Source organism: Xylanibacter sp. (genome assembly GCF_057607445.1).
Map to the genome: position 1 here is coordinate 108,162 of NZ_DBLZAX010000003.1, position 22,222 is coordinate 130,383.

Consider the following 22,222-nt stretch of genomic DNA (forward strand, 5'->3'; position numbering starts at 1 on the left):
CAGTAACGACATGAGACCATACTTATTACTTACACCCGGACCACTGACAACCACAGACACCGTTAAGGAAGCCATGATGAGCGACTGGTGTACATGGGACGAATACTATAATATAGGCATTGTTGAGGTTATACGCAAAGAGCTCGTGGAGCTGGCGTCGAGCCGTCCCGAAGAATATACGGCAGTGCTGATGCAGGGCAGCGGCAGCTTCTGCGTTGAGGCTACGCTCGGCTCGGTGATAAAGGCCGACGACCATCTGCTCGTGGCTGCCAACGGAGCCTACGGAAAGCGTATGGGCGTGATAGCCGACTATTATCATCTGAACTGCCACGTGATGCGCTTTGAGGAGACTCAGCCCGTTGACCCGAAGCAGATAGACGAATATCTGACCAGTCATCCCGAGACGACACACGTGTCGGTGGTTCACTGCGAGACCACTACCGGAGTGCTCAATCCGCTTGCCGACATTGCAGCCGTTGTAAAGAAGCACGGCAAGACGCTGATAGTGGACGCGATGAGCAGCTTTGGCGGAGTGCCCGTAGACATGGCGGCGCTGGGCATCGACTTCATGATAAGCAGTGCCAACAAGTGCATACAGGGCGTGCCGGGCTTCGGCTTCATCATTGCGCGCCGCTCGCTGCTCGAAGGATGCAAGGGCGTTGCACGCTCGTTGTCGCTCGACCTGTATGACCAGTGGCAGACGATGGAGAGCGGACACGGCAAGTGGCGCTTCACTTCTCCCACTCACGTGGTGCGCGCCTTCATGCAGGCACTGAAGGAACTGAAGGCTGAAGGCGGTGTGGAGGCACGCCATGCACGCTACGCCGAGAACCACCGCACGCTGGTGGAGGGCATGCGCAGCCTCGGCTACAAGACGCTGCTGCCCGACGAGGAGCAGTCACCCGTGATAACGTCGTTCTATTATCCGTCGGCCGACTTCAACTTCAAGGACTTCTACACAAAGCTCAAGGCAAAGGGCTTCGTGATATATCCGGGCAAGATTTCGCAGGCCGACACGTTCCGCATAGGCAACATAGGCGACGTGCATCCTGCCGACTTCAAGCGCCTGATAGAGGCCATAAGAGAGATTAGTCTATAAGATTAAGCATCAGTAAAGTAGAATATCGATAATTTTCAGCCCGGGCTGGTCGTGAGACTGGCTCGGGCTTGCTTGTTATGCGGCCTGCATAAGCTAAGACAGACCACTGGCATGCGCATGGCCTTATGCTGTAATAAGACTCTTGTTTTCAGCCGTCGGGTCGTTTCCCGGCATCGTCCTGCCGGCTGTATTTTATCGAATTGCATGCCATGCATGCTGAAAATAAGACTGCAAAAAAAACCCATACGGCAACGGCGATGCGCCCTGATGCTTATGGCCGACAGGGCGTTTATGCTTCCTTGACGGCGCAGGCGGAAGGCAGACTACTCTTTAGAATTGTTGTCGAGGGCTATCTTCTGATAAATAGAAGGCGTGATGCCGGTAATCTTCTTGAATGCATTGACAAATGCGGTGTACGACTTGAAGCCCACGCTTTCGGCTATAGCCTTCATCGTGAAGTTGCCGTAGTTGACCCTGTCGGTGAGCCGCTTGCAGGCAAGGTGTATTCTGTAAGGCGTCACGTAGTCGTTGAATGTCTTCTGGAACGAGTCGTTAATAACCTGCGACACATACGACCTGTTAGACCCCACAAGGTCGGCAAGCCTGCTGAGAGAGAAGTTGCAGTCGCAAAACTCCGTGGTGTTCTCCATCACGTTGCCTATGGCGTCGGCTATGGTCTGCATCTGTCCGTCGGTCAGGTTGCTTGTCTGATATTTCATTCCCTCCTCGGCTGCGCTCTCTTCCGTGTCCTTTGCGTTGCCGAGTTCCTGCCTCAGACTGTCTATTATGTCGTTTTTCTCGCTTATTTCTGTACGGCATTTGCGCAGTCGGCTCGTCAGCAGCTCCTGCGTCTCTATGAAGTCGCGGTTGATTTTATACAGGTTGATATACCCCTTGTGTATTCTCTTCTTCTGCTTCCATACAATGAAGAGAAACAGTATTGTGGTGAGCGCCACAACAGCCACGGCACACATTATCACCCATTGCATCCTGATGGTCTGCATCCTCTCGTGCTGGCTTGTGCGCAGGTCTTCTATCTCCTTTGTCGTCTTGTATATCTCGTAGTTGAGCAGCGAGTTTTTTACCATGTCGAACTTTCTCATGTCATAAATCGAGTCCATGATGTCGAGATAGCGCGACTTGTAGAGATTAGACATGGCTATGTCGCCTTTCTCCTGAAAAAAGTCAGAAAGGCTCTTGGTCGTCGTGACGAACGTGTGCTGAAGGTTGTATTTCTGTGCCGTCCGGTCGCACAGATGCATGTATTTAAGCGTAGAGTCTTTTACCCCCAGCTGCCTGTAGGCGCTGTAAATCTCCTGATAGGCAAAGCAGCGGAACCTAGGCTCCAGCTTCTCCTTTGTGGCATATCCGGCGAGCCATTTCAGCCTTGATATGGCAGGCTTGATGTTGCCCTCGCTTATCTGTATCAGGCTTAGCGTGTAGAAACTCATGAACGTGTCGGTCTTGTTGTTCTTGTCTCTCGTGCTTTCAGACAGCTGATAATACTTCTTTGCCTTCGGGATGTCCTTGATGTAATAGCTGTACATGCCGGTCAGGTTAACGAGTACGCTGTGCTGCATCTTCCTGTCGGGATACTTCTTGCTCAGGTCATACGCCTTGAGATAGTAGCGTATGCCCTTCTCGTAGTCGAGAAAGATGCAGTAGATGTTGCCTATGTAGTTATACAGACTTGCCGCATACGTGGGTTTGGAGCACGCCTCGCTGATCTTCACGCCGTTGATAAATTCGTCGAGGGCGTTTATGTAGTTGCCTTTGTCATAGTATAGCGTGCCGGCCTTCTTCCTTGCCAGCGCGCACATGTCCTTTTCCTTGTCGGCAGCATTGGGGTCAAACCTGTTATATACTATGGCATACAGCACGAGGGCTTCGCCGTCTTTGCCCTTTGCCGCATATCTGTCAGCAATATTCATTATGTTAGCCGTCGGTTTGACCGAAACCTTCTTCACGAGCTTAGTATATTTCGTGTCACCGGAACCAAATGCCGCGCATGTGGTGAGCAGCGCGCAGATAATAATGAATATCTTGTATTTTTTCATAGTAGCGACTCTGTTTGCCGGTTTGTATCTAAACCAAATAGCGCACAAAAGTAATAAATATAATTTTAAATGTGGCATAATATTTTGAAAAAGACATATTGACGTTGCGTTTCCTTCATGAGTATTATATAGCCTTGCCGGCATATAATAAATCCAAACGGAGGTGCAAATCATGCATGAGACAAGGTAAAAAGTCAGGACAAAATATTTTTCCGTTATAGGAAATCAATGTATAACAGATGTTAATGTCTTGCCGTCCGAATATGCTTTTGTTTAACTTTTGTTAGCTGTAGAGCGTCATAAACAGCCCGAACCCCATTGTTTTTCGGTCTGTAAGGCATCCTTTTGACGCATAAAACGCAGCCTTTCGCCCTTCAAAAGGTGCCCTTTTAGAGCCTCAAAGGGCATCTTTCAGAGTATGAGCCGTGTCCGTCTTATTTGTGTTTAGATGTAAGTGGCTGTACATCAGCATTTTATCTTTTCTGCCGTTTTTCGCCATATTTCCCGTCATTCCCCCCTTTCGCTCCCGCCGTTGCCGTTCTGAGGGCGTCAAACGGACGGGAAATGTCATTTTTGTTTACAAACGGCTGATGGATTCTGCAGCCGTGATGCCCGTGCAGATATGCTGAATATATCAGCCGGCCGTTGCGCCGGTGTCGCCGTTGTCAGCGCGATGGTCAGGCCGCCTGCTTCTCGATGCTATATATTCAGACGGTGTGCATCCCTCCATCTTCTTGAACAGTCTGCTGAAGTGCTGCGGATATTCAAAGCCGAGGGCGTAGGCCACCTGGCACACCTGCTCGCCTGCCGTCAGCCTGCTCTTGGCCATGGACATCACAAAGCGGTGGATGTGTTCGCCGGCCGTGATGCCGGTCTGCTTCTTTATCAGGTCGGCAAAATAGTTGCTCGAGAGGCATAGCTCTGATGCGCATGCCTGTACGGTAGGCAGTCCGTCCGTAAGCTGTCTTTCCGAGTCGTAGTAGCTGTGCATCAATTGCTCAAAGCGTGTCAGTATGTCGCTGTTCTGCTGCCTGTGCGAGCTGAACTGTCTGTTGTAGAAGCGTGAGCAGTATTGCAGCACGATGTCTATCAGGCCCACGATGATAGAGTCGCGGCAGCCGTCGTCAGGCGCCTGAAACTCCTGCTTGATGAGCTTCAGGCATGCCACGAGTATGTCGCGCTCGCCGGGGCGCATGTGCAGAGCCTCGTTCACGTTGTAGGCAAAGAACGAGTAGCGGTGCATCCTGCCTTCAAGAAACGTGCCTCTTATCAGGTCGGGATGAAACAGCAGGGCCCATCCCTTCAGAGCCACTCTCTCGCCGTTGTCCTCCTTGCCGCCCGTCTGTCCAGGCGCCACGCATATCAGCGTAGACTCGTCGTAGTCGTATCTGCCGCAGCCATAGGTCAGGTCTACGAGCGTGTCCTCGCGCAGAAACAGGCCGTATATGCCGTAGCTGTTGAGGCTGTGCCTTATCGGGGGCAGGTCGTCATAGTTTATCACGCTTGCCAGCCTGTGCTCGTCTGCCTGTCCTACGTATGCGTTATAGTCGTGCACCGTGTTTACCTTCTCAATCTTTGCCATGCCCTTAACTTTTTTGGTTGTTGCTGATGCAAATATATCGCTATTTATCCTTAACGGCGAAACATAAACCATGAAAATGGTACTTATGCATGAGAATTGTATACCGCGCCGGCTCTGTCGTGGCATATCTTTGCGACAGAAACAACAACTAACCTCCAAAAGACAGAAAGATATGGACAGAAGAAAATTCTTAAAGTCGGCATCGGGCCTGGCACTCATGGCTGCCGGAGCCTTGACGGGCACGTCGAGAGTGCTTGCCGCCACAGACGCCATGGCTGCCACAGGCAAGGATAAAGGGCGCACGGGGCGGCAGCCTAAGGCCGAGCGCCGCAATCTGGGCGGCATGAGCGTGTCGCCCATAGGCCTTGGCTGCCTGCCCATGGTGGGCTATTATGGCGGCCGTTATGACCGCCGCGACATGGTGGCGCTGATACGCCGCGCCTACGAAAAGGGCGTTACGCTGTTTGACACGGCCGAGGTTTACGGCCCTTACACAAGCGAAGAGTGGGTGGGAGAGGCCCTGCAGCCCATAAGAGACAATGTTAAGATAGCCACAAAGTTCGGATTCGGTGTTGAGGAGGGTCGCCCTACGGCTCTCAACAGCAGCGTGGCACATATGCGCCGGGCCGTTGAGGGCTCGCTGAGGCGGCTGCGCACCGACCACATCGACCTGCTGTATCAGCACCGCGTAGACCCTGCCACGCCCATAGAGGAGGTGGCCTACGCCGTGGCACAGCTGATAAAGGAGGGCAAGGTGCTGCACTTCGGACTGTCGGAGGCAAGCGCCCGCACCATCAGGCGTGCCCACAGCGTGTGTCCTGTGTCGGCCGTTCAGAGCGAGTATGCCATCTGGTGGCGCGAGCCTGAGCTTAAGATTTTCCCCACGCTCGAAGAACTTGGCATAGGTTTCGTGCCCTATTGTCCGCTCGGTCGCGGCTATCTGACATGCACGATAGGCGAGGACAGCCGCTTCGGCAGTGATGACCGCCGCCACAATCTGCCGCGCTTCACTCCGCAGGCCCTGCGCTACAATAGGCCGCTGACTGAGCTGGTAGGGCGCTGGGCGCGGCGCAAGGGCATCACGCCTGCGCAGTTCTCGCTTGTGTGGATGCTGTCGCGCAAGCCATGGATTGTGCCTATACCCGGAACTACGAGTGCTGCCCATCTCGACGACTTTATTGGTGCGGCAGGCGTAAGGCTTACGCCGGACGAGGCTGACGAGTTTGACATGGAATACTCGCGTATCGACCTGATGGGCCATCGTGCCGACCCCTTCACTGAGAGTCAGATAGACAAGTGAGGCATGGCGCGGTCTGTTAGAGTATGGAAGCCGGCAGGGCATGGTGGCGGCACGGGCGGGGCAGAGGCGGTTGTTGCGCCTTATGCAGCTTCTGATAGGGGCATGACGGGCGTGTGATGGCGGCAGACAGATAACATCATGCTGCCTTTATAGAAATAAAAAAATCCCGACAGCCATGACGGCTGCCGGGATTTCTTATGATATAGGCTTATGCAAGATTTTTATTTGTTCACCTTTAATATTCTCGGGCACAGGTTGTTGCCGCTTACATACAGCAGTACGACGCCCTTAGGCAGGCTGTTGAGCTGTGTTGTGGCAGATGTTATGCGCATCTGTGCCAGCTGCTTGCCGTCGGTTGTAAACACTCTCAGCGTTGCGCCTATGGCGTTTTCGCTTACGGTCAGTGTGTTGTTGCTGCTGTTGTAGCTTATCTCAGGCTTCTCGGTAACGGCCTGTGTTATGCCTGATGTGAAGTCGTCGTCGAGCAGCTCGCCCATGAGTCCGTTGAGGTAAACCTCGAGGGCTGTGTAGCCTTCGGCGTTGCGCAGGTTGCGGTCGGCAGCGTCGTTGGCGTTAAGTCCGTGCTCCTTCTCCCATTCGTCGGGCATTCCGTCGCCGTCGGTGTCGGCAGGAGCCTTCTCGTTGCCGTGGTCGAGACCGAAGCCCTCAGCGTCGTTCACAGAGTCGATGATACCCTTCTTGTTGGCCAGCGAGCCGGTGTACTTAGGTGTACCGGTCTTAACGTCGTTGATGACACGCTGTTCTATCACGTCGCGGTTTATGGTTCCGGCTTTCTCGAGCACAGTGTTGTAGGCGTCTTCTGCAGTCTGAATGTCGGTGAGCATGTAGAGTGCAGGGTCGTATTCGCCCTCGTTGCCCAGAACAGAGTTGTACTTGTAGTAAGGAGTCTCTGTCACGATGCGCTCGTCAACACGCAACTCGTCGAATGTGAAGTGGTCTGAAGCCATTGCCGACCAGTTGTCTGCTGTGGCTGTGGCGTTGCCTTCCATTACGTTTCCGTTGATATACCATTTAGAAGGTGCCCATGACGGACCGATGTCGCGCATGTAACCTACTGATACGAACACAGAGTTAGATGGTGACTGAGGTCCTGGCTTGTAGTAGTTGTTCATGAAGTTGCACTCGTGAACAGAGTTCTTGCCGTTGTAAGAAGTGATTTCGGCTGCGTTCTCTCCGCCATAGCAAGCCTTGGCGCTGCCCCAGTTGAAGTTTACGTTGTTTACGTATTCCATGAATACGACATAGTCTTCGCCGCGTGCGCCGTTGATACGCGGGCTGCGCGAGTTGTTGCCTGCGAGCAGGTTGTGGTGGTATGTTACGGGTGATCCGCCCCACTGTGCGCCATATCCACGGTTACCCTTGTCGTGGCCTGCCTGATAGAGACCTTCGTGAACGATGCTGTACTGCACTGTCAGGAAGTGGCTGTCGGCAGTGTTCATACATTCCTCAACTGACCATCCGAATGCGCAGTGGTCGAATATATAGTTAGAGCAGTTTTCTGTTCCGCATGCTTGATCCTGCTTGCCGTCGCCTGAGCGGAAACGGATGTTACGTATGATAAAGTTCTGTGAACCTCCAAGGTTAACCTTGTCGCCCACGATGCTTATGCCGTCGCCTGGAGCTGTCTGTCCGGCCAGCGTCCAGTCAGAGCGGCTTACGCGCAGGTTTCCGTTGAGATGAATCTCGCCGTTAACGGCAAATACGATAGTTATAGGCTCGTTGGGATACTGCTCGAAAGCCCAGCGCAGAGTACCTTCTGTGCCGTCGTCGGCAAGAGAAGTTACGGTAACTACCTGTCCGCCGCGGCCTCCTGATGTGTATTTACCGAAGCCTTCTGCTGTCGGGAATGCAAGCATCATGGCGCCTTCCTTGGCTTCAACGGCGTCTGATGTTACGCCGTGGCGCGAGATGCTCTTCACGGTGTATGTAGCATTGTCGTCAGCGTCCTTTGTGTAAGAAGGCTCTGCCGTCATGTCTACGAATACGCCGTCCTTGTAGATGAGGTAGCCGGCAGCCTTGTCGTCGCCGTCCCATGTGAAGCCGGTTGCAGACACGTTGAAGTTTGAAGGCTCTGCAGCGCCGTTCAGGATTGCGTTATAGTCGAAAGAAACGTCAGAGAATTTAGAGAAGATGAACTCTGGGTTCATGTATGCCTCTACCTCAGCATCGGTTGCCTGGTGGCTGAAAGATGCGCGTGATGAAGTGTCAATCAGGTTTCCGCTCTTGTCAACGTTCTTGTATTCAAAGTAAGAGCAGTCGTTCTCGGCTCCGCTCCATTCTGTCCATCCCTTGGTGTTGATGTGCTTGTCGAGCGTACACTGTATGAACATTGTTCCGCACTTCTCCTTCCACGGACGTCCCAGATAGTAGTCGCCTGCAGATACGCGCGGAGCCGGCACCACCTGGCAGTTGCGGAAGAACAGGCCGGCATAGAACTTGTCGGTGCTGAGTTCCGGATACAGAGTCTTTGTGAGTGTCAGTCCGGCATCGCCGGCAGCCGTGATGTAGCCGCCGCCCTTGAGACATTTAATCTCGCAGTTCTCAAACCACTCCAGACCGCTGTCGTAGATAAAGTCGGTAGTACCCTCGATGGTACATCTTGTGAAGTATCCGCGTGCGCCGATGTTTGCCTTGTATGTATCCTGGTAGCCGCTTATCAGACAGTTTTTGAAGATGTGTGCGTCGCCTGCCGTAAACAGAGCCTCGGCCTGTCCCACGTTGCCGCTGGTGTTGCGTATGGTGAGGTTCTCGGCGTAGAAGCGTGATGTATACACGTTGAGCGCAGCGCAGTCGTTGTAAGTGTTCTGCGGGTTGTTTGAGCCGCGGTCTACAGATGAAGTCAGGATGGTAGTGGCCTTGTCCTCACCGATAAGACTGATAAACTTGTTCTTGTTAGTCTTGGTGCCCGAATAGAGGTTTTCCTCATATACGCCCGGACGGATGTATATAATACCGCGTGAGCCGTCGCTTACGGCGTTGATGGCATCCTGGATTTTTGTATAGTCGCCCGTGCCGTCCTGAGCCACGGTATAGAGCTCTATCGGAGCGTTTGCGTCGGGAGCGTTGTCGTCAGATGTATCGCCGCCGCCCTCGATGTCAGACAGCTCGCCCACGTCGCTCACAGGGTTGTCCTTTGCATACTGAGCCTGCTCGGCAGTTATCTCAGAGCCGAAAATCTGTATCTTGTGTACGCGGGTGGTCTGTTGCTGTGTATACGGACTCTCGCTCTTGCCGAACACCGGCTGTCCTTCTTCGTCAGTCTGCACAGGGTCTTTCATGTTCTCGCCGTCCCAGATGCGCCAGCGGATAGACACGTCGTGGGCGTCAATTACGTTTTCCATGAAGTAGCCTTGGTCGCTGAATGATGTGTAGCCGAACTTATGCATGTCCGAACCCATCCATACCAGCGGCTGCCAGTCGCCGTCACCAATCTTTATGTCGCACTTTATTCCGCGTCCCCATGATGTAGAAGACCATGCCCACTGTATGCGTTCTACGTAAGGAATGTGGTCTATTTCCATCCATCCGTGTTGTGAGATAGGTGCTCCGGTTTCAGGGTCGCGATCTTTGAATGCGTCGCGGCACATCTGCACGAATCCGGCTTCGCCGTATACAGGCTTGCCGTCTTCTCCGTATTTTATGTTGTCTTCGATATATTTTGTATGTCCTTCAACAGTCCAGTCATTAGGATATGTTCCGGCTCCTGTGGTGTTCTGTCCCATATAGTACTGACGACAGAATGCTGCTGTGGCACCTGCATAGCCGTTGTATGACTTTTTGTTTGCGAAGATACAGTTGTGGAAAAGAACAGGATATTTTATTTCTGTTCCGCCGTTTGCAGGAACTTCGATGACAGTGTTCACATAGCCGCCGTCTGCATATTCAGGGCAGTCCATGCCGGTCTCGCCGGTCCATGTTTGTCCCGGCCACATTTCGTCGCTGAAGTTTATGTCTATTATCTTAGGATAAGTGGACGAATTACTCCACTCTGCAACTACTGAAGGTGGGTCGAGACTGCCTTCAATAGCTGCGCCCGCATTAAGTGTTGCAGGCAACAATGTCGCTGCGGCAAGCGCAAGCTTTGAGATTAGTTTCATTTTTCTTAATTTTAATTGATTATGTTTTTTACGTTTGTAATGAATTTTCTTGTCTTAACCTAAATCTGTCATTAGAGATCGCGTGGATTATTGCCTGAGATTGAGCTTATTGTCGTTCATCTTTCGCATGCATAGCCAGACTATGTCAAGAAGAAACAGATGACACGAAGGCAACATAAACCACATGGAAGACCGAAAGAGTCAATCTGTTTGTAGTATTAAAGCGTGTGCGGCATAATGACTGATTTTGGCTTGAATGTAAGAAATTTGTATATTTTTGATTTCTTCTTATCTAAAGAAACCGCCCTTCTGTCAGAAAGACGGTTTCTAAATTTTTGACAATTTATTATTTTACAACGAACTTCTTTCCGTTCATGATATAAAGTCCCTTGCCGAGATTTTCTTTATCTTTGCCGATATAGCGTCCGTCGATTGTGTATATCTTGCCGTCGTTGACAGTTGCGTCATTGCCTGTAACAACGTTCTCTATGCCTGTTGTTCCACCGTAGTTAGAGTCGCTGTAGCTTGTAAATCCGAAAGAGTAGAAGTCGATGTTAGCACCTGTCTCAGCTCCGAAGATGTAGTATTTGTGTCCTTTTGTTACGTTTACAACAGAAGAGTGAGGCATAACAGCTCCGTCAACATCGTCGAACAATACGCTGTTAGCCATTACATATGCTCCCAGTCCGTCTTTTGCAGTAGTGTCGAACACATAGAGTGTAGTGCTGTTCTTTCCGCGGCTGTAGCAGAGAGAGATCTTTCCGCTCACCTTGGGCTCCAGAGTCAGCACAGCATACGGCTGCTTCATACCGTTGTAGAGTGCTTCGAGCATGTATACAGCCTCGTTGCTTTCTCTTTCCATAGAAGATCCCATCTGCAGTGCGATGCTGAAATTGTCCTTGCACTGTACGCCAGTTGCAACGTTTGCAGCCTTGTTCAGATAGAGTTTAAATTCGTCGTTGTCAACAAATGTATAGTTTTCGGGCATAATGTAGCCATAGTCATAGCTGCCCCAAAGAGCTTCCCATCCGTTTGTCTGTGCTTCTTCAACAGTAGGGATGTGAATACTTGTCTTGGCATTTAAGTTCATTGCACCTGCAATGGCAAGTGCTACAATAAGTAATAAATTTTTCATAATTAATTGTTTTTAAGTAAATAATAAAATTAAGGCTTTTGGTAAATGTCGGGGCATATTCTTCATGCCCCGACATTTTATGTTATTATATATTTAGAGGTTAATATCCTTTACTTGGGGTAGTTCCATAACCATTGTCTCCGTATTCGTCTTTGTTCTCAATCTGGTTGAGGAAGTCGGCAGAGATAGGACGGTTATAATGTATGTCCTCGTTGAAGTAGCGTGCTGCGCGAGAGTTGTAGAGTTTCAGACGTTCACCCAATTTGTGGTGGCGCTTGAGAAGAGCCCAGCGGCAGAATTCTCCTGCCATTTCGCGTGCATACTCATCAAGAATGGTTTCTTCAGTAACTTCTGTCAGTTCAGGAGCAACAGTTCCCGGACGTGCTGCACGGTCGCGGAGCGGCTTCAGGTATTTTATAGCTTCCTCCGGAATGCCGAGCTGCTGGCATGCCTCTGCTGCGATGAGGTATACCTCTGCAGTACGCATAACCATCATGTCTCCGTTACGGCGCTGCATGTGGTTGCCAACAACACCGTTGTAGCACCAGTCATATTTTATGAGTGACGGATATAGCTGGTAAGAATTTGTGCCGTCAAACTGAGAAGTCTTGTACTGGTCACCGTCGAACAAGTCATCGATGTTAACTGTGAAGTAGATGCTCTTTGCTTTTTCTTCGGCGCTCTTGTAGTCTTTTGAGAGTACGATGGCAAAGCGGTCGTCGTCTTCTGCAACGGGATAGTCAACCACGTAAACGTTTTTCACATCCTTTATAAGGTTCTTTGTGTCGCCGCTGTGGTCGCCCTTGGCCCATACACCGGTGGGGTAGTACTGGTTACCGCCATAAGCAGATGTAGATGTTGCCATGTCAACATAAGGATAGATATACTGACCTAAGTATTGTTCACCGATGCCATATTTTGTAATGAGATTAGGTGTTATCTTTACGCGGCATGCGCTGTAAGGTCCTACCCATCCGGCATCAACCATCGAGAAGAGACCGAATGCTGTCATGAATGTATTTTCATATCGTTTGTCCCATGACGGGTCGAACACGCTTAGAGTATACTTGGTCGGAGCAATTGTATTATTGTTTGTACGGCCAAGGTAATAGTTGGTGTTGTCTGCGCGTGTGTAGATGTCGCTACACTTGTATGGGTTACAGATTGTGTATGTGAACAAGTTGTTGTTGCAGTTCACATAATTATACGACTCGTCGTTGGCATCACGTCCTGAAACGATGAACAGAGCCTCCGGGTTGTTGCGGTTGTTGGCCTGTGCCCACAGGTCAGATACGTCTGTATATAGATAAACATTGTATGCTGAGGCGTTGTTGATGATGTCGTCAGCCACGTCTTTTGCTCTCTGCCAGTAGCTTACTCCATTTTCAGAGAGACCTTCGCCTGCACCTTGTGCATAGGCACGTGCGAGTAGTCCGAGAGCAGTCTTTTTGCATACGCGTGCATAGTTGCCGCCGTAAGGCTGAACGTCGAGCTCGTCAGAAGCCTCAGTGAGGTCTTTGATAATAGCTGTATAGAACTCTTCAACAGTGTTGCGCACAGGTCTTACGTTGGTTTCGCCCTTGCTTATGTCCTCCTGGCTAAGTGTAACCGGACCGTAGTAGGTTACGAGCAGCAGGTTGTAGAATGCTCTCAGGGTCTTTGCCTCGGCAGTGAGAATCCTCTTGTCGTAGTCGGTTATGCCCTTTACGTTGTCTGCGTTGTTTATTACTGCATTGCATGATGCTATGCAAGAGTAAGCCTGCTTGAACACCTTGTTAGAACCGTTGGTGTTAGTTGTCAGTCCATCATAATAGATGAGCTGTTTTGCGTAGTCGGGATTTCCACCCGGAGTCAGCCACATGTCGGTACCTCCTTCTGCTACAGACATAAAGTCATATACGCTGTAGAGCTGTTCAGCCAGAGGCGAGTAGCAGTAAGTCTCAAGTCCTGACCATGCGTCGAACGATTCTATTGTTGCGTCGCCGCCGGTTGGGTTGTATTCGTCGAGCTCACAGGATGAGAAGCTCAGCGTTCCGGCTATAATTGCCGTATATAATAATTTTGTTTTCATAAGTTTTACTTTCATTTTTAGTTATAACAACATTTAATAGTGTATGAGTGCTTAATGCTTTTAGAAAGTAAGGTTCACACCGAACACAAACTGTTTTGTCAGCGGATAGTCTATGCCACCGTCCATTTCAGGATCGTAGTTCTTCAGCAGGTCGCTCTTCTGTATAACGAGCGGGTTGGTAATAGTGGCGTAAACGCGGAAGTTCTCTATGCCGACAGACTTAGCCCACTTCTGTGGCAGTGTGTAGCCGAGTGTGATGTTCTTGATCTTGAAGAAAGAACCGTCAACATATGAGAGAGCATAATATCCTGTGTAGGTAGTGATGTCACGTGAAGAGTTGAGTGCAGGGAAGTAGTGATCCTGATCACCTGTCTCCTGTGTCCAATAGTCAAAGTAAGTCGGGAAGTTCTTTGCACCTGTCGGATCGTAGTTGCCGAGCATGTCGTACTTGATGGTCTGACCCCAACGCCAGTAGAGATAGATGCTCAAGTCGAAGTTCTTGTATGTGAATGTATTTTTGAATCCCATTGTCCAGTCCGGATTCTTATGTCCGAGCACCTGATAGTCGTTGCTGCTGATGACATACGGATTTTCGGCTGTATATGTTTCGAGCACGCGCTCTATTTCGCCTGTTTCAGAGTTCTCGCGCTCAACCCACTTAGAATAAGAACCTTCGCCGTTGTGAATCATTCCAGGCACGTCGATCTTGAGGTCGCCGGGCTTAGCTCCGAATACGGCAGCATCGGCAGCCTCAGAAGTCTTCCATACACCGTTGAGTTTATAGTGATACCAAGAGTTTACGGCTTCGCCCTTCATCAGTACTAGACCGTTGTCGCCGTTGGTTACATATTCAGCATCGGGAGTTGCCAGTCTTGTAATCTTTTCCTTGTTCCATGTGAATGTGAGGTTTGAGGTCCATGTGAAGTCCTTGGTGACGATGTTGCGTGTGTTAAGCGCAAGTTCAAGACCTGATGTCTCAGTTTCACAGATGTTCATGTTTGTCATGTAATATTCAGAAGAGTGGTATCCTCCGTTGGTAATAGGCAGTGCTTTCTGCCAGATAACATCTTCTGTCTTTGTGAAATAGTAGTCGAGCGCCATGTCGATGCGTCCGTTCAGGAAGCTTGCATCAAGACCGATGTTGGTGTTCTTTGATTTCTCCCATCCCAGGTTAAGGTTGGCTACGTTCTGGCTGAAATGATATGCCGGCAGCTTTGTTCCGCCGAGTCCGTAGTATCCCTGCTCAAGCACAGACAGACTTGAATATTCGTCGATGGCAGCAGTACCTGTGACACCATAACCGGCTCTGATCTTCAAGTTGTCGAGCCAGCTGCGTGTGCTCTCCATGAATTTCTCTTCAGAGATTCGCCATCCGAGAGAGAATGCGGGGAATACATCCCACTGGTTGCCTTCAGCCAGACGTGAAGAACCGTCGTATCTTACTGATGCTGATGCGAGATATTTGCCTTTGTAAGAATAGTTGATACGGCCAACAAGACCCATGCCCTTTGACATGGTGTAGGTAGAGTTTACTTTCTGGTTCTGTCCGGCTCCGAGGTTATGCCACAAGTATGTGTTTGTGGTGAAGTTGTCGGCATAAGAGTAAGTGTACTCCTGGCGGTTGTGGTTCCAAGAGGTTACTCCGGTCAGAGTGAAGTCGTGGTCCTTGTTGATCTGGAAGTTATAAGTAAGAATATTCTCCCACTTGTAGTTGTATCCGTTTGTCTGTTCAACCGAAGCATAAACGCCAGAGTTAGTTCCTGTTGCTCCTGCACCGTTGTTGAAGTAGTAGCTGTAAGAGCCGATACCGTCAAACTTGTTGGTCTTGTTGAACGTGAGCGAAGCGTTGAGGCGGCTCTCGAATGTAAGACCCTTCAGCGGATTGATGCGGATGTACGGGTTGATGTATATACGTGAAACCTGGTTGTTGTTGCGGTAGTTGCTCTTGTTGTTTACCAGGAGGCTTATGGCGCCGCTGCCCGGTATTGTCTCAACGTTGGCGTTACCGTTTTCATCGTACAATGAACCTATCGGGTTGGCCTGCAGCGCTCTGTCGAGCTTTGCATATGCAGAGTTCTTGTATACGTAGCTGCCCTGCATGTTGACACCGATAGAGAGCCACTTTTTCAGCTCGTGGTCAACACGTATGTTTGTAGAGTAAACCTTGTAGTCGTCGTTATCATACTGTCCCTGCTCGTCTGTGAAGTTGAGCGACATGTAAGCTTTTGTCTTTTCTGTTCCACCGCTTACAGATACAGAGTAGTTCTGTATTACTCCTGTCTTGAGCAGAGCGTCGGCCCAGTCGATATATTGTCCTTTCTGATAAGCCTCCCATGCGTTAGTGTTGCCCAGTACGCTGGCGTCGTCGATATATCCGCCTGATTCTATCTGAGCCTGCTTGCGCATGTTGAAGTAGCCAGGTCCGTCGTAAACTTCGGGCACTTCAGACCATCCGTTTATACCTACGTATGCGTTGAAGTTAACTTTTGCCTTGCCTTCCTTTCCGCTCTTTGTGGTGACGATGATTACACCGTTGGCACCTGCAGAACCGTATACAGCAGTAGATGAAGCATCCTTGAGAACCTCGATGCTTTCAATGTCGTTGGCATTGATTGTGCTGAGGTTTCCGGGCATACCGTCGATGATGACTGTCGGGTCGCCGCTGGCAGTGAACGAGCGTGTACCGCGCAGCTGCATGCTTATAGATGCACCGGCCTGTCCGCTCGACTTTGTAATGTCGAGTCCGGCAACCTTACCCTGCAGTGCCTCAATCGGGTTAGATGCAGGTGTCATTGTTATGTCTTCGGCTTTGACAGAAGTTACCGCACCAGTAAGGTCGCGTCTTTTCATCGTACCGTAACCTATCACAACAACGTCGTCGAGTTCGGTTGCAGAATCTGGCTTCATCTGTATGTTCAGCTGAGTGTTGCTGGCGCTGACAGTCTGTGTTGCATAGCCAATGTATGACACTTCAAGCTGGTCGCCGGCACCGGCGGCAATAGAGAACTTACCGTCCATGTCCGTTACAGCTGCAGTCTTGCTGCCTTTCACTCTGACAGTAACTCCGATCATCGGCTCTCCGGTCTCATCAGTGATAATACCTTTTACCGTGCGGCTCTGCTGAACTACCTGTACCGCCATTTCCTTAGCCTCTGCATTCTCTGCATAACCGCAGGCGGGTATGCACAGTAGGGCAGAAAGACTGAAAATGACAGAAGTTTTTGTCAAGGCTTTGCCTGAATAATGCTTCATGTTTTTTTCCAAATTTTTAATTCTGTTGTTAAACATTAGTGATAAAGATATAACTAAACGCCGACTTTCGTGACACGCACGATTAACGTGTCAGAATATGTCATCGCTTGTTTCTGGTGTTTTATTTATTGTAGTTTTAATAGGTCTCGGACAAAGGACGTCAATCTTAAAATCACGTCATGTATGTAAAGTTTTCAAGAACTTGTCAAGGTAAAATGTTTTCTTACAGCAATCAGCTTTTTAACCGTTTATAAAGGCTTATGTTTTTCCTTATGGCAGGTTATTTTATTCGTTGCAAATATAGAAGTTTTTTTATTCTTATCTACAAAATATTATAAAAAAGACTTGCTTGTATCAAAAAAGAAAGTTTTTTACTCAAATTTTAGCGTAGTGTGTTGTGAATTCTTAAAAAATATTGACTTACAATTTTAATATATATATGTATGTTTTGCTTGTTTTATATGTTAAATGACTTGTTGACGTGATGCCGACGTTTAGTTACATTTTGTAGCTGATGAGGCCTTATTTCATTTGTAAAATGATTTTTGTGTATAGCATTTTGATATCTTGGCAGGGTGTTAGGCGATAAATGGTTATATTTGCTCTTGATTTTAATCAAGTCTTGCGAAACGCTTTACCTTAATAATTATAAAGAAAAACAAACGATGAGAAAACTTTTACTTTCACTTTTATTTGCTGTTGCGGGCGCTCCCGCATGCGTCATGGCTCAGCACGGGCTTGTGGGCTTTGCCAACTATGCCGACCTCGGACTGCGCGGAACCACCGGAGGTGCCGGCGGAAAGATTGTGCATGTAACTAACCGCGCCGACTTTGAGAAGTATGCCGGGGCAGAGGAACCTTATATAATAATACTGGATGCCGACCTGAAGGGCTTTTACGACTACAGCACCGACCCTAAGCAGAAGCACGACGTGGTGTCGGTGGCAAGCAACAAGACCATCATTGGTGGAGGCAGCGGCGCAAGGCTCGACAGTCTGGGACTTGACATCAAGGACCGGCAGAACATCATTATACGCAACCTGAAGATATCGAAGGCAGACCCTGATGCCATAGCCTTCAGAAACAGCCACCACGTGTGGATTGACCACTGCGACCTTTCGAGCCAGAAGGAGGAGAACGACGCCAACGACGGCCTGCTCGACTTTACCTACGGCTCGAGCTATCTGACGGTGTCGTGGTGTAAGTTTCACGACCACGACAAGTCGTCTATATGCAGCTCGGGCACGCGTAACATTGCCGACTACGGCCGACAGCGCGTAACGTATCATCACAACGCATTCGTCAACTGCACGCAGCGCAACCCGCGCATAGGCTACGGCCTGGGCCACATCTTCAACGACTATAACGAGCGCAACACGTCTTATGCCATAGGCATGTTTGCGCGTGCCGTGGTGAATGTGGAGAACTGCTATTTCAAGGACGTGAAGACGCCGTTCAGCCAGATGTACGCCACGAGCGAGGACGACGCCTACTGGGGATTCCTGAAGAGCGAGGGCAACGTATTTGAAGGCAGCAGGGGCGAGGGCAACAGCAGCGGATTCGACGTGAGCCGCTACTATCAGTATGACTTCGCGATGGACGATGCGCAGAGCGTTCCGGGCCTGGTGGCTCAGATGGGCTGCGTGGACGGCATAGAGAGCGACATCATTCCCTTTCCGGGCGACGGCGCAATAGGCGTTGTCAGAGGCACGCAGATAGCCTGCGGCGACATAGAGGGCGCCACGGGTTATATATATAAGGTGGGCACTTCGCCCGATGCGCTCCAGCAGTGCGACCCTGCGGCGCTCGAGCTGCAGCCTGCCACGACATACTATTGGCAGGTTACGGTAGACGGCGGAGAATATTCGGGCAAGACCTCGGGCGTGTTCCGCTTCACCACTGCACCGGCCGAGGCCACATATCCCACGCCCTTTGACGGCGAGCAGCACGCTTCGCTGCGCGAGGTTGACGGATCTACGTCGCCCTGCGTGCCGCTGAGCCTGCGCTGGCGCGAAGGCTTCGATGCTGAGGGCTACACCGTGTATATGGGCACCGACAGCAGTCTTGACGACGCCGAGGCCAATTATGTCGAGACGGAGGAATGGCAGCCCGGCAGTCTGCGCTACGGTCAGACATATTATTGGCGCGTCGATGCCACCGCCGCCGACGGCTCTGTGGCTACGGGCGACGTGTGGAGCTTTACATCGGACATAAGCCATGCACATGAAGGGCGCAACGAGGTGGAGCATGCCGTAAGGGGAGCGCTGTGCTTCCCTGAGCTCGACAACCAGCCTTCATGGATACTTGCCTCTAACGACTCGTGCAACGTGGGCGACCAGGGTCCCGGCTACATGAGCTTTGTGTGGGCCGGCGAGGCTGCCGAATACGACATCACTACGGCCTACTTCGACGAGGCCTCGGGGCAGGGATGGTTTGGCCTGTACGTTGGCGAGGAGCTGAAAGACCAGTGGACGGCAAAGGCCAACAACAACAAGATGTCCACACGCGTTACAAGAAACGTGCCTCTCGATGCCGGCGATGAGCTTAGGCTCGAGTTCTACACCAACGGCAACATGCGCTGCCGCACCGACTATATCGACATAGCGCCGTCGTCAGGCTCGTCGGGCATCGAGGACATAGAGGCCACGGCACAGCAGCAAGTGCGCATCTACTCGCTCGACGGCCGCTATCTCGGCAGCGACATCGGCAGGCTCGGCAAGGGCATATACATCATTAACAACCGCAAGGTGGTTATATCAGGCAGATAACTGCATGCAGCGGCAGCAGTGCCGTGGCTCTCTGTTTCGCATCTCGGTCCCGCCGGGGCAGGGCGCGGGGCGGTCGGAGCAACGGCTATGCCAAACATCATGACATGGATTGTGAAACCATGTTTTTAACATTCTAGCAAATTTTGTTAACACTTCGTCTCGGCTTAAAATAGAGACGGAGTGTTAATGTTTTTAACCTTTTACCCCGTTTTTCGGCTCTTTCCGTCCGTTTTCATGCCTTCTTCATCGCCGTTTGCGGCCTTTCATGTTGCAAAAGGTATCGTTTTGCATCGCAGAACATGGCCTTTTATGCCCCGAAACATGTCCTTTTGTAAGCCGAAAAGCCTTGTTTTGGCAGCCGTTTTGCTGTCGTTGAATTGCCGGTTGAATGTAACAGCTTGACATACAGTGTGATATAGAAATGCCGGTTTTTACGCTTTTCTCTGTCAAACGCTTGCCGCTCTTGCAATATTCTCGTTTTAACTATTCTTAATTAACATAATTAACGATATTTTACTTGCATCCGTCCCTGTTTCCGTCCCTGTCCTTGCGGCTCTTCACCGCATTGCTCTGCATGCTCATGATGCAGCCTTTTCGAAGGTCGGCCGGCTGCGCCTTGTGGCTTGCTTAGGGCGTGCCGTGTAGCCGTCTTTGCCGCCCCCGTTTCATGGTCGCCCGTGCTTATCCGCCGGCATGCTTATGCCGTAGGTAAGAGAGGCCGAAAGTTGCCATAAAGTCGCTTTCTCTATAAATATTGTATTACAAACTGCATAAAAACCGCAAAATATTTGCTAACCTGCGATTTTATTGTTAATTTTGCAGCGTTCAGTGGAATGAGGGGCTTTACGAAGTCCCTCATTTTATTTTAAATACCCGTTTATGATAGACAAAAACGTAGTAAAAAATTTAGTTGACGAGTGGCTTAAGGACAAGGAGTATTTCCTGGTAGACATCGAAATCAGCCAAGACGACAAGATTGTAGTTGAAATTGACCATGCCGACGGTGTGTGGATTGAAGACTGTGTGCAGCTCAGCCGCTTCATTGAGGACCATTTGAGCCGTGATGAAGAAGACTATGAGCTCGAGGTGGGCAGCGCCGGGCTGGGACAGCCCTTCAAGGTGCCGCAGCAGTATGTCAACTTTGTCGGAAAGGAAGTTGAGGTTCTCGACGCCGACGGCAAGAAGTTCCGCGGCGTGCTCAAGGCCGTTGACGGGCGCAACTTTACCGTAACGGTGAGAGAGAAGGTTAAGAAGGAAGGCTCAAAGCGCCCCGTGCTGACAGACGTAGACCACGATTTCAGCATGGACAGCGTTAAGTACACCAAGTATCTCATAAGCTTCAAGTAGGAGCAGCGCGCCCCCGTGGCGCCGATATGTGCATGAGCCTAAGGCGGCACTGCCGCCCTGACAGAAGATAATAATAAAATAAAAATATACAGACAGCTATGGTAGCAAGAAAGAAAGAGGAAGAAACCGTGAGCATGGTTGACACCTTCAAAGAGTTTAAAGATACCAAGAATATCGACCGTACCACTCTGATGAGTGTGCTGGAAGAGAGTTTCCGCAACGTTATCGCGAAGATTTTTGGCAGCGACGAGAACTTTGACGTTATTGTCAACCCCGATAAAGGCGACTTCGAGATTTACCGCAACCGTATTGTTGTGGCCGACGGCGAGGTGAAAGACCAGAACAAGGAGATAGCCCTCAGCGACGCAATAAAGATTGAGCCCGACTATGAGGTGGGCGAGGAAGTGAGCGAGAAGGTTGACTTCAGCAAGTTTGGCCGCCGCGCCATCCTTAACCTCCGCCAGACACTGGCATCAAAGGTGCTCGAACTTGAACACGACAGCCTCTACAACAAGTATAAAGACCGCGTGGGCCAGGTTATCGCCGGCGAGGTATATCAGGTGTGGAAGCGCGAAGTGCTGCTCGTTGACGACGAGAACAACGAGCTCATCCTGCCCAAGTCGGAGCAGATACCTCACGACGTTTACCGCAAGGGCGAGACCGTGCGCGCCGTGATCAAGGAGGTGAACAACGAGAACAACAACCCGAAGATCATACTTTCGCGCACAAGCAACATGTTCCTTGAGCGCCTGCTCGAGGCTGAGGTGCCCGAAATAGCCGACGGACTCATTACCATAAAGCGCATTGCCCGCATGCCGGGAGAGCGCGCCAAGATAGCCGTTGAAAGCTACGACGACCGTATAGACCCGGTTGGAGCCTGCGTAGGTGTTAAGGGTAGCCGCGTTCACGGCATCGTACGCGAGCTGTGCAACGAGAACATCGACGTTGTTAACTACACCGCAAACATCAAGCTCTTCATCCAGCGTGCGCTCAGTCCGGCAAAGATTTCGAGCATCAACGTTGACGAGGAGAACAAGAAAGCAGAGGTTTATCTCCGTCCCGAAGAGGTGTCTCTGGCCATCGGCCGCGGCGGTATGAACATCAAGCTTGCCAGCATGCTTACCGAATATACTATCGACGTATTCCGCGAGCTCGACGAGAGCGAGGTAGACGAGGACATCTATCTCGACGAGTTCTCTGACGAGATCGACCAGTGGATTATCGACTCTATCAAGGGCATTGGTCTCGACACCGCCAAGGCTGTGCTCAACGCTCCGCGCGACATGCTCGTAGAGAAAGCCGACCTCGAGGAAGAGACCGTTGACAACGTGCTGAAGATACTCAGAGCCGAGTTTGAAGGAAATTAAGTAATTCATAGTTCATAATGCATAATTCATAATCAGGCCTCCGGGCTTTTGGGTTGGCATTATGAGGCTTTGGCCGCCGGACGGGCGCCAGTGGCGTCCGCCGGGCACAGATGCCAATTATGAATT

The 22,222-nt window shown here is 50.6% G+C and carries 11 protein-coding genes; 5 read left to right on the forward strand and 6 right to left on the reverse strand.

Annotated elements, in window-relative coordinates:
• Nucleotides 1-10: 10 nt before the first annotated feature.
• Entirely contained in the window at nucleotides 11-1,099 is a 1,089-nt protein-coding gene (phnW, locus tag ACZMIG_RS03840; protein WP_487889084.1) for a 2-aminoethylphosphonate--pyruvate transaminase, read from the forward strand.
• Nucleotides 1,100-1,422: 323 nt separating this feature from the next.
• On the opposite strand, the gene ACZMIG_RS03845 is transcribed toward phnW, so the two are convergent.
• Together ACZMIG_RS03845 and ACZMIG_RS03850 are read right to left on the reverse strand one after the other, a co-directional pair.
• Entirely contained in the window at nucleotides 1,423-3,156 is a 1,734-nt protein-coding gene (locus ACZMIG_RS03845) for a helix-turn-helix domain-containing protein (RefSeq protein WP_484449133.1), read from the reverse strand.
• A 634-nt stretch (nucleotides 3,157-3,790) separates the two neighbouring features.
• Nucleotides 3,791-4,738, reverse strand: coding sequence for a helix-turn-helix domain-containing protein (locus ACZMIG_RS03850; RefSeq protein WP_288172903.1), 948 nt, complete (start codon nucleotides 4,736-4,738; stop codon nucleotides 3,791-3,793).
• Nucleotides 4,739-4,910: 172 nt separating this feature from the next.
• On the opposite strand from ACZMIG_RS03850, the gene ACZMIG_RS03855 reads away from it, so the two are divergent.
• Entirely contained in the window at nucleotides 4,911-6,038 is a 1,128-nt protein-coding gene (locus ACZMIG_RS03855) for an aldo/keto reductase (RefSeq protein WP_487889085.1), read from the forward strand.
• Nucleotides 6,039-6,259: 221 nt separating this feature from the next.
• On the opposite strand, the gene ACZMIG_RS03860 is transcribed toward ACZMIG_RS03855, so the two are convergent.
• The 4 genes from ACZMIG_RS03860 to ACZMIG_RS03875 form a co-directional block, all read right to left on the reverse strand.
• Entirely contained in the window at nucleotides 6,260-10,156 is a 3,897-nt protein-coding gene (locus tag ACZMIG_RS03860; protein ID WP_487889086.1) for a pectinesterase family protein, read from the reverse strand.
• Between the two features lie 346 nt (nucleotides 10,157-10,502).
• Nucleotides 10,503-11,291: a hypothetical protein gene (locus ACZMIG_RS03865; RefSeq protein WP_487889087.1), complete on the reverse strand. Its 789-nt coding sequence runs from the start codon at nucleotides 11,289-11,291 to the stop codon at nucleotides 10,503-10,505.
• 100 nt (nucleotides 11,292-11,391) lie between these two features.
• On the reverse strand, nucleotides 11,392-13,362 hold the full coding sequence (locus ACZMIG_RS03870) for a RagB/SusD family nutrient uptake outer membrane protein (protein WP_287603211.1): 1,971 nt from the start codon (nucleotides 13,360-13,362) through the stop codon (nucleotides 11,392-11,394).
• Nucleotides 13,363-13,422: 60 nt separating this feature from the next.
• Nucleotides 13,423-16,614 (reverse strand): SusC/RagA family TonB-linked outer membrane protein, encoded by a 3,192-nt coding sequence (locus tag ACZMIG_RS03875; RefSeq protein ID WP_487889088.1) that lies wholly within the window; start codon nucleotides 16,612-16,614, stop codon nucleotides 13,423-13,425.
• A gap of 665 nt (nucleotides 16,615-17,279) precedes the next feature.
• Here ACZMIG_RS03875 and ACZMIG_RS03880 point away from each other — a divergent pair.
• The 3 genes from ACZMIG_RS03880 (at nucleotide 17,280) to nusA (ending at nucleotide 22,096) form a co-directional block, all read left to right on the forward strand.
• Complete coding sequence (locus ACZMIG_RS03880; RefSeq protein WP_487889089.1) at nucleotides 17,280-19,382, forward strand: pectate lyase family protein; 2,103 nt, start codon at nucleotides 17,280-17,282, stop codon at nucleotides 19,380-19,382.
• Between the two features lie 879 nt (nucleotides 19,383-20,261).
• Nucleotides 20,262-20,729 (forward strand): ribosome assembly cofactor RimP, encoded by a 468-nt coding sequence (rimP, locus tag ACZMIG_RS03885; RefSeq protein ID WP_021855958.1) that lies wholly within the window; start codon nucleotides 20,262-20,264, stop codon nucleotides 20,727-20,729.
• Nucleotides 20,730-20,827: 98 nt separating this feature from the next.
• Nucleotides 20,828-22,096: a transcription termination factor NusA gene (nusA, locus tag ACZMIG_RS03890; protein ID WP_021855957.1), complete on the forward strand. Its 1,269-nt coding sequence runs from the start codon at nucleotides 20,828-20,830 to the stop codon at nucleotides 22,094-22,096.
• Nucleotides 22,097-22,222 lie beyond the last annotated feature (126 nt).